Source organism: Thalassospira permensis NBRC 106175 (assembly GCF_000714555.1).
GTDB classification, from domain to species: Bacteria; Pseudomonadota; Alphaproteobacteria; order Rhodospirillales; family Thalassospiraceae; genus Thalassospira; species Thalassospira xiamenensis.
Window position 1 is genome coordinate 112,289 of sequence record NZ_AUNC01000002.1, and the last position, 12,411, is coordinate 124,699.

At 54.0% G+C, this 12,411-nt stretch carries 11 protein-coding genes; 5 read left to right on the plus strand and 6 right to left on the minus strand.

Annotated elements, in window-relative coordinates; genetic code table 11:
• Positions 1-45: 45 nt before the first annotated feature.
• Positions 46-717, minus strand: a complete 672-nt coding sequence (locus SMB34_RS02745; RefSeq protein ID WP_240478729.1) for an HAD family hydrolase — start codon at positions 715-717, stop codon at positions 46-48.
• Positions 718-740: 23 nt separating this feature from the next.
• A complete protein-coding gene (locus SMB34_RS02750) occupies positions 741-1,094 on the minus strand; it encodes an ArsC/Spx/MgsR family protein (protein WP_037987573.1) in 354 nt (117 codons plus the stop codon).
• Positions 1,095-1,238: 144 nt separating this feature from the next.
• Between SMB34_RS02750 and dusA the strand changes: the two genes are divergently transcribed.
• From dusA to SMB34_RS02775, 5 genes are all read left to right on the plus strand, one after another.
• Entirely contained in the window at positions 1,239-2,234 is a 996-nt protein-coding gene (gene dusA, locus SMB34_RS02755) for a tRNA dihydrouridine(20/20a) synthase DusA (RefSeq protein WP_037987574.1), read from the plus strand.
• Entirely contained in the window at positions 2,231-4,264 is a 2,034-nt protein-coding gene (mnmC, locus tag SMB34_RS02760; RefSeq protein WP_037987575.1) for a bifunctional tRNA (5-methylaminomethyl-2-thiouridine)(34)-methyltransferase MnmC2/FAD-dependent 5-carboxymethylaminomethyl-2-thiouridine(34) oxidoreductase MnmC1, read from the plus strand. Before dusA ends, mnmC begins: the two co-directional genes overlap by 4 nt.
• Positions 4,261-5,457, plus strand: coding sequence for a 3-phenylpropionate MFS transporter (locus SMB34_RS02765; protein WP_037987576.1), 1,197 nt, complete (start codon positions 4,261-4,263; stop codon positions 5,455-5,457). Before mnmC ends, SMB34_RS02765 begins: the two co-directional genes overlap by 4 nt.
• 25 nt (positions 5,458-5,482) lie before the next feature.
• Entirely contained in the window at positions 5,483-6,340 is an 858-nt protein-coding gene (locus SMB34_RS02770) for a class I SAM-dependent methyltransferase (protein ID WP_007089928.1), read from the plus strand.
• Between the two features lie 118 nt (positions 6,341-6,458).
• Complete coding sequence (locus SMB34_RS02775) at positions 6,459-7,640, plus strand: MFS transporter (RefSeq protein ID WP_037987577.1); 1,182 nt, start codon at positions 6,459-6,461, stop codon at positions 7,638-7,640.
• Positions 7,641-7,690: 50 nt separating this feature from the next.
• Here SMB34_RS02775 and SMB34_RS02780 read toward each other — a convergent pair whose 3' ends face one another.
• The 4 genes from SMB34_RS02780 to SMB34_RS02795 form a co-directional block, all read right to left on the minus strand.
• Complete coding sequence (locus SMB34_RS02780) at positions 7,691-8,860, minus strand: ABC transporter permease (RefSeq protein ID WP_037987578.1); 1,170 nt, start codon at positions 8,858-8,860, stop codon at positions 7,691-7,693.
• Entirely contained in the window at positions 8,857-9,855 is a 999-nt protein-coding gene (locus SMB34_RS02785; protein ID WP_007089931.1) for an ABC transporter permease, read from the minus strand. The genes SMB34_RS02780 and SMB34_RS02785 overlap by 4 nt, the downstream gene beginning before the upstream one ends.
• A gap of 78 nt (positions 9,856-9,933) precedes the next feature.
• Positions 9,934-11,883, minus strand: coding sequence for an ABC transporter substrate-binding protein (locus SMB34_RS02790; protein WP_037987579.1), 1,950 nt, complete (start codon positions 11,881-11,883; stop codon positions 9,934-9,936).
• Positions 11,880-12,411: ABC transporter ATP-binding protein (locus SMB34_RS02795; RefSeq protein WP_037987580.1), on the minus strand; the 532-nt coding region annotated here is incomplete at its 5' end. The genes SMB34_RS02790 and SMB34_RS02795, both read right to left, overlap by 4 nt.

The window sequence follows — 12,411 nt, forward strand, 5'->3', positions numbered from 1 at the left end:
GATTTGAGGACGGGCGGCATCGATTGCGATGCCGCCCTTTTTTTGTCAAGCAAGCCAATCAGCCAGAAAGTCACGTAATGCCAGATGATTTTCTGCGACATAATGCGCCCCTGCCCCGCGCAGAGCATCCGCCGATGTCAGATCGACCAGACCGATTGTCGTGGCCTCCGATGCAACACCGGCGCGCACGCCGCTGATGCTGTCGTCAATAACCACGCATTCGGTGATGTCGATACCGATTTTTTCAGCAGCCAGCAAATAAACATCGGGGGCCGGTTTTGCATGTTGCACATCATGGGCGGAGCATATCCGACCACGAAAACGATCCAGCAACCCGACCTTGCCAAGCGATACATCCATTTTGTCATGCGGGCCGTTGCTACCGATTGCCATCGGGATCCCCTTCGCATCCAGAAGGTCGAGAACAGGATCAAGGTCTGGATATGGCTTCAAATCTTTTTCAAATGATTTGAAGGTTCTGGCATAACATTCCTTAATCCAGTCGTCAGGCAAGGTCACACCAAAAGCTTCGGCCATTTTGGGTGCAACAGCCGCCAGCGTGCCACCGATAAAGAATTGGTGGCTTTGCGCCGGGGTCATGTCACAGCCATATTCGCACAGCAGATCGGTCAGAACCCTGTTTGCCAGGTTTTCGGTATCAACCAGAACACCATCACAATCAAAGATCACGCCGCGGACGACAGGTTTTTTAGTCACAATCGAGTCCATCATCCTGTCACTCATGCCCCAGCCAGTTCGGACCAGCGCCCTTCGTCATAGGCAACCGTGCGGGTTGTGCCGAAATCGACAACCGGCCGTTTGATCACGGTCGGATTGGCCGCAAGGATGACGGCCGCCGCCGCATCATCATTTTCAAGCACGGCCTTGTCGCCCTCGGAAAGATTACGATAGCTTGGCCCGCGTTTATTGATCAGGGTTTTGCCGCCGACTTCGGCAAGCCACCCTTCAATGGTTTTGGCATCAATTCCGTCAATGCGGAAATCATGAAACTTGTGATCAATCCCCTTGGCGTCGAACCATTTAAGGGATTTTTTGACTGTATCGCAGTTTTTGATGCCATAGACCGTAATCATGAATGCTTCCTGTATGTCGCGCAATGTGCGATGCAGCCATGCATCGCCGAATGGGTTTTGACCCTAAATCCCGGAACATATATAAAGACCGCGCCCGGAAATCGGCAACCCCATTCACGTGCTCAGGTTCAGGAACAACTCGGTATGACTGTCAATCGGCGTATTTCCGTCGCCCCGATGATGGATTGGACAGATCGGCATGATCGCTATTTCTTGCGGCAGATCAGTCGGCATGCGCTGCTTTATACCGAAATGGTTACCACGGGTGCGATCATCCATGGTGGGGTGGCCCGGCATTTGCGCTATAACACGGCAGAGCATCCCGTTGCCCTGCAACTGGGCGGCAGCAACCCCGATGATCTGGCGCGTGCCTGCGAGATTGCCAATGATTATGCCTATGACGAGATCAACCTGAATTGCGGTTGTCCGTCGGATCGCGTGCAGAACGGGGCATTCGGTGCCTGTCTGATGGCGACCCCCGATGTGGTAGCAAATTGCGTCAAAGCGATGATTGGCACCAGTGACGCACCGGTAACGGTTAAAAACCGCATCGGTATCGACGATCAGGAAGATTACCCATCGCTTAAACGGTTTGTGGAAACCGTGGCGGATGCCGGGTGCAGAACTTTCATCGTGCATGCCCGCAAGGCATGGCTGAACGGGCTTAGTCCCAAGGAAAACCGCGAAGTCCCGCCGCTCAAATATGATCTGGTTTACCAGTTGAAACAGGAATTGCCGGAACTTGAAATCCTGATCAATGGCGGCATCAAGACACTGGATGAAACCGAAGAACATCTGAAACAGGTGGACGGCGTGATGATCGGGCGGGAAGCCTATCAGAACCCCTATGTGCTTTCGGATGTGGATCGGCGTTTTTATGGTGATGATACAAAGCCCTTAAGCCGTCATCAGGTGGCAGAGGCGATGTTGCCCTATATCGACGAACATCTGAAATCGAACAACGGGACGCTTGGCCATGTGACGCGACATATGCTTGGCCTGTTTCAGCAGATGCGCGGTGCCAAACAATGGCGCCGGTATTTAAGCGAAAATGCCCATCGCAAGGGCGCGGGTGTTGATACGGTGCGCGAGGCACTGGCACTGGTTTCCAAAGAAGATGCCGAGGCATTGTCTGCATGAGCGCAGATGAACAATCGCCCGAAGCCGCGAGACAAACCGGCGGCATTACATGGCGGGAAGGCAACGTCCCCTTTTCCCCGCAATTTGGCGACATCTATTACAATCCAAAAAACGGATTGGCCGAAACGCAATATGTGTTTGTTTCGGGCAATAACCTGCCCGAAGCATGGCAAAACCGGGAGAATTTCACGATTGGTGAAACCGGCTTTGGCACAGGATTAAATTTCCTTGCCGCGTGGGATTGCTGGCAAAAGGACCCGGCGCGGTCCAAACGGCTTCATTTCGTATCGGTCGAGAAATTCCCGCTGACGCGTGATGCGATTGCGCGCGCGCATCAGAACTGGCTGGAATTGGCCGAAATTTCTGACCAACTGGTCACACAATGGCCAACCGGAACGATGTTGCCCGGTGTGCACCGGTTTGATCTGGGCGATGGTTCGGTCACGCTGACACTCCTGATCGGGGATGCGATTGACTGTTATCGCGATTATCACGGAATGGTCGATTGCTGGTTCCTTGACGGTTTTGCCCCGTCGCGCAATCCCGATATGTGGCGACCGGAATTGTTCACCGCCCTTGCCGCGGCATCAAGCCGTGATGGCGCGACCCTTTCGACATTCAGTGCAGCACGTATCGTGCGTGACGGGCTGGAACAGGCCGGGTTTGAAGTCGCCAAGCGCAAGGGATATGCCTATAAGCGCGATATGATCACGGCCCGCCTTGCCCCGAAAGGGACCGATAAAAGCGCAGATCGCGGCAAAGGAATGGACGAAAACCCTTGGTTTGTATTGCCAAAAGTGACGGATAACAAACGTGTCGCGATCATTGGCGGCGGCATGGCCGGGGCCGCCTGTGCACGGGCGCTTCAAAATCGCAGATGCGCGGTTACGCTTTTTGAAAAATCCGAACGCTTGGCAAATGCGGCATCAGGCAATCCCATCGGGATGCTTGAACCCTATTTCACCGCTGATAACGCCATAACAGGACGCTTTTACGAAGCGGGCTTTCGATACAGCCAAAGACTGGTGCGGAGCCTGTCCGAAGCAGGGAAGATCGAAGCCGATTTTTGCGGCGTATTGGATCTGATTTCCAGCCAGCGCGACGAAGAGCGTCAGGCAGGCATGATGCAGCGCCTGCCGGACAGCCGCAATCTGGTTCATGTTCTGGACCGTGAAGCTGCGAGTAGCGCCTTTGGGTTGCCGCTGCCACATGGTGGCTTGTTTTATCCTGGTGCTGGCTGGGTCAATCCACCATCGTTGGTGACCTGTCTTGCCAGCGGGATCGAGTGCCACACCAACACACCGATTGCTGCAATTTCCGAATATGGTACGAACAAGGTCCTGCATTCGGTTGGGGGGCAGGAATTTGGCCCCTTTGATGCCGTGATCATTGCCGGTGCGACCGAAACAAAGGGGCTTGATCAAACCGCATGGCTTTCAGACTATCTGCGCCCGGTACGCGGGCAGATCAGTTACTTTGACGACAGCGCATTGCGCGAATGCTACGGCGATGCCAAAATTCGCTGCGTGCTCAGTCACAAGGGTTACCTGACACCGGCGCGTGCGGGTATCCATGTTTTTGGTGCGACATTTGATCGCAATGATGATCAGACGGACCTGCGCGAAACTGACCATGCCCATAACCGCCGACAGTTGGGCCGCGTCCTGCCCGAGCTTGCCGATAGGCTGGAAGCGATAAAACTTGAAGGTCGGGCGGCATTGCGGACCACAACCCCGGATCACCTGCCGATGATCGGTCCAGCACCGGATTACGATGCCTATCTTTCGGCCTATCACGATATAGACAAAGGGAAAAAAGCGGCGCGATATATCGATGCGCCTTACCACAAAGACGTGTATATCTGTACCGGATTTGGCGCGCGTGGGCTGATCGCAGCCCCTCTTGCCGCCGAAATAATTGCCAGCGAGATTTGCAATATGCCCCTGCCGCTCGAAAAGTCCCTGATGGATGCGATCCATCCCGCACGGTTCATCGTGCGTGGTCTTAAACGGCGGCAAATCACGGCATGATCAACAAGCACGTCCTTCCGTCATTTGACGACCCGCGTATGAAAACCGCAACCGTGCTTGCGCTGTTTTTCGTGGGGCTTTTCCTTATTCAGGGTGTGTTTCTGCCCTATTGGCCGGTCTGGTTGAAAAGTCAGGGATTATCGGCGGGCGAGATCGGTATTTTGCTGTCCCTGCCCAACTGGGTTCGGGTTTTTGCCGACCCATTGATTGCGCAGCGCGCAGATCGCACCGGCAATCGTAAGACACCGATGTTGTGGCTGGCGGGGATTTATGTCGTTACGGTTCTTACCTTTCCGGTATCGAGCAATTTCTGGTGGCTGGCCGGATTATCCGTGATCATCGGCTTTAGCTTTGCACCGTTATTGCCACTGGGTACAACGATTACGGTTCATGAATGCAAGGCCAAGGAACTTGACTACGGCCGGGTTCGGCTTTGGGGATCGCTTGCCTTTATCGCGGCATCCTATGGCGCGGGATGGGTTCTTGACGGCACATCTACGGCCTGGATTGTCTGGATGCTGTTTATTGCCGGGATTGTAAATTTTGCCATCGTCACTCGCATGCCCGATCCACAAACCGACCGTCCGTTGCGGTCCGGTTCGTCAATCATTTATCTGCTGCGCAAACCCGTTTTCCTGATTTATCTCGGCTGCATCGGTTTTGCGCAAGGGTCGCACGGCACCTATTATAGCTTTGCGTCTGTCCATTGGGAAAATGTCGGCTATCCCCATGATGTGATCGGGGCGTTCTGGTCCATCGGGGTGATTGCCGAAATCGCCCTTTTTGCCTTTGCCGGGAAATATGTGCGCGGTCGGCATCCGGGGATTTTGTTTGCCATCGGAGCGGCGTCAGGCGTGCTGCGCTGGACTGTTCTGGGCATGACCGATAATTTCTGGCTGATTGTTCTGGTGCAACCCTTGCATGCCATGACATTTGGCATTACCCATCTGGCGGCTGTCAGCTTTATTGCACGCGCGGTACCGACCCAGCTGGCAACATCGGCTCAAAGCCTGATGGCGACATTATCCATGGGTGTTTTCCTTGGCAGTGCGATCTGGGCATCGGGACCGCTTTATGATCATTTCGGGTCGCATGCCTATTACGCCATGAGCGGACTTTCGATTGTTGCGTTCTTCTTTGCGCTTTGGCTAATCAAGCGTTGGCGCGGCGAAGACAACACGTTTTGTGAATGACCGGGACATGCCTGGGGGAAATCTGATGAGCAATCTTCCGCTTTCACGGAAATGGCGCCGTTTGAAACTGGGGCTTAGGACGCTTTTGACGGCGTCGCCAGCCGGTTATTTCATTCCGTATCGCTATGCCGCCGAAACGGCCAGTACCGTTGGCCGACCGCATTATCCGGCAATCGAGGCCATGATGGATCACGCGGCGCCGACCATGAAGGCGTGGCTGACCAAGGCCAACAAATATCAGGACGCATTTGCCAGTTTCGGCAATGCCACCCCACCCGATCCACGTTGGCAACAAAGCTGGTTCCCGCGACTAGACGGGATGATGGCCTATGTCCTGACGCGTGAATTTCGCCCGGAACGGATTATTGAAATTGGATCGGGCCATTCAACACGGTTTTACTATCGCGCCATTCTTGATGGTGAACTCGACACCATCTTTCACGCAATTGATCCGGTACCACGCGCCGATATTGCCGCCTTGCCGATTACGGTCGAACGAACCATCGTGCAAAAGGCCGATCCGGCTGTGTTCAAGACATTGTCGGGTGCGGATATTCTTTCGATAGATTCAAGCCATATCCTGATGCCCGGCACGGATGTTGATCTGCTGTTTTCAACGGTCATACCGGCATTGCCCAGTGGGGCGATCATTCATATCCATGACATCACCCTGCCCGATGATTATCCGGAAATCTGGCAATGGCGCGGATACAATGAACAGCAGGGTGTTGCAGCGTTGCTGGCAGGTAACGGGTTTGAAATCCTGTGGTCGAGTGCCTATGCCAGTACACGCCTGAATAACATTATTGCAAACTCCATCGCCAATGGCATTCATCTGCCTGATGGGGCACATGAAACCAGCTTGTGGTTGCGTAAAAAGTAGTTCAAACAGGATCAGTATCCATTCAAACCGTTTTGACGGAAATGACGGGGTAAAAGCCCCGCAAGCCTGCCGGGAAAACGTCTTTCCATCCGAACCACGGTTAATCAGGATTAAATCGATGTCGCGAACAGATGCTCCGGGTCTTGGCCGGGGACTGGCCTTTGTCATGGCGGTTGCTGCCGGTCTTGCAGTTGCCAATATTTATTATAATCAACCGATGCTTGGCATCATTATGGCCGAGTTCAATCAAAGCGGCACTGCGGCACTGATCCCGACCGCAACGCAGTTGGGATATGCAGTTGGTCTGTTTTTACTCGTCCCGCTTGGCGATCTGTTTGACCGACGCAAACTGATTGTTATCCTGTTCCTGTTGCTGGCACTGGTTCTTGTAATCGAAGGATCGGCACCAACGGATTATATTCTGTTTATTTCTTCAATATTGCTTGGTGCCTGTTCGACGGTGGCCCAGCAAATCATTCCCTATGCAACAGCACTGACCCCTCCCGAAAACCGCGGAAAAACCATTGGCACGGTCATGGCGGGTTTGCTGTGCGGTATTCTTCTGAGCCGGACACTGGCGGGGTTTGTGTCGACCCATCTTGGCTGGCGCGAGATGTTCTGGCTTGCCGCCCCGGTGGCCGTTCTTGCCGCCATCGTGATGGCCATGATGTTGCCAAAGGACAAGGCGCGGACCTCCATCGGCTATGGAGAGGCGCTTTTATCCGTGCTGTTCCTGTGTAAACAGCTGCCTGCCCTTCGCCGGGCGACATTGACGCAAGCCGCCCTGTTCGGATCATTTTCGGCCTTCTGGACCATATTGGCCCTGCATCTTCAGGAACCCGATTATCAGCTGGGTGCCGATATCGCCGGGCTATTCGGGGTTTTGGGCGCGATTGGCGTTCTGGCAGCCCCCCTTTCGGGCCGGTTGGCAGACCGATATGGTCCTGCGCGCGTCATTGCCGCTGGTGTCATCATTTGCGTGATTTCGTGGCTGGCATTCGGGCTTTGGACAGCTCTTGCAGGGTTGATCGTCGGGGTGATCATTCTGGATTTCGGCGTGCAAAGTGCGATGATTTCCAATCAGCATGTGATCTTTGGCCTGCTGCCAGAAGCCCGCGGCCGGATCAACACCGTTTATATGACCGGTATGTTCCTTGGCGGTTCATTCGGCTCGGCCGGGGCGACCTATGCATGGGGACTGGGCGGTTGGCCTGCGGTTTGCGGTTTCGGGCTCGCACTTTCGGTGATTGCGATGGTGCCCTCGATGGCGCAACTGCGATCAAAACCGATTGTGCATTAAAGCAGAACAGCCCGCCAGTAGATGGCGGGCTGCTTGATTTGGCAGGACAGTCAATTCTTGTAGGGATCGGCCGCATCGCGCAGGCCATCGCCAAGGAAGTTGAACGCCAGAACAACGATCACCACCGGTACCACCGGCAACATCAGCCATGGATAGACAGCAACGGCGTTGATGTTCTGAGCCTCGTTTAACAGCACGCCCCAACTGGTGACAGGTGCCCGGAGGCCAAGACCAAGGAAACTGAGCGCGGTTTCGCCAAGGATCATGTTCGGGATCGAGAGGGTTACCGACGCGATCAGGTGACTGGCAAAGTTTGGCAGCAGATGACGGGCAATGATGCGTTTTGGCTTGGCCCCCATCAGACGGGCGGCAAGGGCATAGTCTTCTTCACGCAGTGCAAGAAGTTTCGAACGTACCGCGCGGGCAAGCCCCGTCCAGTCGATCAAGCCCAGAATGATCGTGATCCCGAAATAGATCAAAACCGGGCTCCAGGTCACCGGCAATGCTGCTGAAAGTGCCATCCATAACGGAATTTCCGGCATCGAGCGGATGACTTCGATCAGGCGCTGCGCACTTGCATCGACCCAGCCGCCGTAATATCCCGCCGCCCCGCCGATCAGGATGCCTAGAACGAAGCTTACGGCGATACCGACCAAACCGATGGTCAGCGACACACGCGCGCCGTAAATCATGCGCGACAACATGTCGCGTCCCAGACGATCCGTACCCAACAAGAACAGGGTTCCGTCCTCGGCCGGGCACATGACATGAAAATCGGCCTCGAACAGGCCCCAGAATTCATAGGGATCGCCGGAACAGAAGAAGCGGATTTTTTCAACACGGCTGTCGCTTGGCGTATAGATCGGTTTCAGCGTTTCCATGTCAATCGAGAAATCGGTGCCATAGGTAAACGGCCCGACAAATTTCCCGTCGTGAAACAGGTGGATTGCTTGCGGTTGATGATGGATGTATTCGGAATTCCGGGTTTCCTGTGCATAGGGTGCCAGGATTTCGACAATGAAAACGGATGCATACATGATCGCCAAAATGATCAGCGAAACATACGCCAGCCGATGGCGTTTAAGCCGCCACCAAATCAGCTTCCACTGCGATGCGAGATAGTATTTTTCCTGCGCGGGTGTCAGTTCCTCTCGATCCCAGGGATCGAAGGGCGCGGTATCAACGAAATGTTCGTTACGTTTGTCGTCGCTGCGGCTCATTGCGAGACCCCTCCTTGCAGACGAATTCGGGGATCAAGCCATGCAAGAAGCAGATCGGACACAAACATGCCGATCACCGTCAGCAATGCCAGAAACATCAGGAACGACCCGGCCAGATACATGTCCTGACTTTGTAGGGCGGCAAGCAACATCGGCCCGGTTGTTGGCAGCGACATCACAACAGATACCAGAACAGAACCCGATACGACCTGAGGCAGGATATTGCCGATATCGGCGATAAACGGATTCAATGCCATGCGCAGCGGGTATTTGAACAAAACGCGCGTTGGCGACAGGCCCTTGGCATGGGCCGTGACAACATATTGTTTGCCGAGTTCATCAAGAAGATTCGCACGCAGGCGCCGGATCATCGACGCGGTCCCGGATGTCCCGATCACCAGCACCGGCGCCCAAAGATGTTCGGCAACCGACATGATCTTGGCAAAAGACCATCCCTGATTGATGAATTCCGGATCCATCAGACCGCCGATGGAAGTCCCAAACACAACATTGGCGTAATACAGCAAGATTAGCGCAAACAGGAAGTTCGGCATGGCAAGGCCAAGGAAACCGAGCAAGGTAAAGCCGTAGTCGCCCCAGCTATATTGGCGGGTTGCAGAATAAATCCCGATTGGGAAGCTGACGACATAGATGAACAGAACCGTGCTGAAATTCAGAACGACCGATAACCACAGACGATCCCCAACCACCTCGGTAACCGGCAGGTTATATTCAAACGAGAAACCAAGATCGCCGTGCAACAGCCCCCACGCCCAATCGAAATATTGCTGCCAGAGCGGTTGATCAAGACCGTATTGCTGTTTGAGGAAAGCAATTTTGGCAGGATCGACCGCCTCGCCCTGCGCCTGCAATTCATTCAGATAGGTGGACAGGAAGTCGCCCGGCGGCAATTGAATGATAATAAACACCAGCACGCTGATGAAAAACAGCGTGGGCATCATGACAAAAAGCCGTCTTGCCAAGAAAGTCAGCATCGGCGGTTAAGCTCCCCCTGTCGCATCGGCTCCGGTTTCCCTGTCCGGAATGATGCGTTCGTTTTCAGATCATTGCGATCAACGGTCCCACCAGAATGTATCGGGACGGTAAATGCCAAAGAATGCACCTGGTTCCCAGCTATGTATGCCCTTTTCCGGCACGTTGCGCAGATCGTTGCGAACCACGACCGGCTGCGGCACATTACCGATCAGACCGATAGAGAACATGTTTTCCGCATTGATATCGAGAATACGCTGCCATGCGTCCTTTCGGGCCGCGTCATTGCCACTGGCCCATTTACCATAAAGGTCCATGAGTTCCTTGGCCGCGGGCATATCCGGTGCTTCGCCCGCCTCGCCATTGGTCTGGAAATACTGTCCCCATTTCGGCCATTGCAGGCTGTCCTGCTGGATCGGAACGAATTCCGCCGGAACTGTACCCGGCGTTGCAAGGCCGCTATCGACACCATTAAAGATCGACATGATGGTTTCGCCGCTATAGGCCCGATTGCGCAGAACTTCGCGCTGCAATCCCTTGACGAACAGCTTTACACCAATCTGTTTCCAGCTATCCCCGATCAGTTCAAGCATGTCGTCATGTTCGGGGTTTTCGCCCATGGTTTCGACAATGATTTCAAGCGGTCGACCATCGGGCATCAAACGAATGCCATCGCCATTGCGCTTGGTCAGGCCCATCTCATCAAGCAGCGCATTGGCCTTCTTGACATCGAACTCAATATAGCTGTCGCGGTATTCCTGTTTGAAAAGCGGGCTTTTGGGAAGGACCGTATTGTTGGTCGGTGCCGCCAGACCAAAGAACATCACCCGGTTGATTTCGGTTCGGTTGATGGCAAGCGACAATGCCCGGCGGAATTTCACATCGCGCAATAATTTCCGCCAGACCGGATCAGAACAGGTCAGGTTCGGATAAAGTGCCGCATAGGCACCGTAACCGACATCCCAAAGGTTCACCTTGAAGTTTTGCTGCGGCTCGGACTGTTTAAGGAAGGTGTAATCCTGCAAGGACAGAATCCGGCTTTGCAGATCAACCTCGCCCGCGCCGACCTTGGCCGGAACCAGTTTGGCATTCGAGATATTGAAGATCATCCGATCAATATAAGGCAGCTGATTACCATCCGGATCAACGCGATGATAGTACGGGTTACGTTCAAAGATGAAGCGATCAGACGGTTCTTCGGTTCGGATCAGCCATGGTTCCAGAGATGGACGTTCGACATTTTCAAGCCGGTAAGGACGGTCCTTATCTGTATGAAGCACCGCCCAACTGCGTAAGCCCCGTTCTTTGACAATCGCATCCAGCTCGGCCGCATCGCGATATTTTGCGTGAAACTGTTTCAGATAATGTGCAGGCCGATAAATGAAGGGCGGCCGGGTTGCAGCCAGTTCCGTTACGAAAAACGGGTTGGGTTTGGACCAACTGTAACGAACGGTATATTCGTCGAGAATCTCAAATGTTGCCGGTTCATCGCCAACAAACAGGAACCGCGGCGGACCGACCGGAAACAGTTCATCGTTATTGACGATGTCTTCCCAGAAATAGCGGAAATCCTCGGCGGTAAAGGGTTCACCATCTGACCATTTATGGCCTTTGCGAAGATGCAGGGTGAATACATTACCTGTATCGTTGACATCAAGGTTTTCGAGAATATCGGGTTGCAGGTTCAGGTTTTCGTCATATCCGATCAGCCGGGCATAGCCATAAACCACCGCCATGCGAATATCGCGCGAACGGCCCATGATGGTCACCAGATCACCGCCATATTTGCCGATTTCCTTATTCTCGGCAGTGAAGTCGATGACCTTGGGATGTTCAGGCAGACGTGCCGCCATCGGGGGCAATTCCCCCTTTGATACGGCATCCTCGAAATACGGAATTTCAGCCTTTGCCGGGCCGACCGCCGATATCATCCCCGCAAACATTGCCGCCGAGAACCCCACACATACGAACGCCATGCGCGATTTGTTAAACCAACCCGCAGAAAACGCAGGAACGATAGTCTGCTTCATATGGCCATCTCCTGATAATCGGCACGTGCGGCACGAACAAAGTGATCCTCGGCAAACTGCACCATCCGCGGATCAGATTGGGCATCAATGGTAAAGGGTGCAGGCCAGCGGCGCGGGTCGGAAGCCTTGCCGTCGACAATCTTGGTGAAATCCAGAAGATGATCCAGATCGGCAAAGGGTACGGCGTTAAGCAATGCCTGGGTATAGGGATGGACCGGATTTCTGAACAATTGTTCGCGTGGTGCGGATTCAACAATACGCCCCGCACACATCACAGCAATCCGGTCCGCAATATAGTCAACCACCGCCAGATTGTGCGAAATAAACAGGTATGTCAGTTTAAGTTCACGCTGCAAATCTTTGAGAAGGTTTAAAATTTGCGCCTGAACCGATACATCAAGTGCCGATGTCGGTTCATCAAAAATCAGAAGGTCGGGTTTAAGCGTCAGCGCGCGTGCAATGCCGATACGCTGGCGCTGGCCGCCCGAAAAGCTGTGCGGATACCGGTTCAGGAACCGGGGATCAAGC

Bases quoted from the DNA above. Each gene is read 5' to 3' on its own strand.
- SMB34_RS02750 (WP_037987573.1), bottom strand. From the start codon at position 1,094: ATGATTACGGTCTATGGCATCAAAAACTGCGATACAGTCAAAAAATCC.
- dusA (WP_037987574.1), top strand. From the start codon at position 1,239: ATGACTGTCAATCGGCGTATTTCCGTCGCCCCGATGATGGATTGGACA.
- mnmC (WP_037987575.1), top strand. From the start codon at position 2,231: ATGAGCGCAGATGAACAATCGCCCGAAGCCGCGAGACAAACCGGCGGC.
- SMB34_RS02765 (WP_037987576.1), top strand. From the start codon at position 4,261: ATGATCAACAAGCACGTCCTTCCGTCATTTGACGACCCGCGTATGAAA.
- SMB34_RS02770 (WP_007089928.1), top strand. From the start codon at position 5,483: ATGAGCAATCTTCCGCTTTCACGGAAATGGCGCCGTTTGAAACTGGGG.
- SMB34_RS02775 (WP_037987577.1), top strand. From the start codon at position 6,459: ATGTCGCGAACAGATGCTCCGGGTCTTGGCCGGGGACTGGCCTTTGTC.
- SMB34_RS02780 (WP_037987578.1), bottom strand. From the start codon at position 8,860: ATGAGCCGCAGCGACGACAAACGTAACGAACATTTCGTTGATACCGCG.
- SMB34_RS02785 (WP_007089931.1), bottom strand. From the start codon at position 9,855: ATGCTGACTTTCTTGGCAAGACGGCTTTTTGTCATGATGCCCACGCTG.
- SMB34_RS02790 (WP_037987579.1), bottom strand. From the start codon at position 11,883: ATGAAGCAGACTATCGTTCCTGCGTTTTCTGCGGGTTGGTTTAACAAA.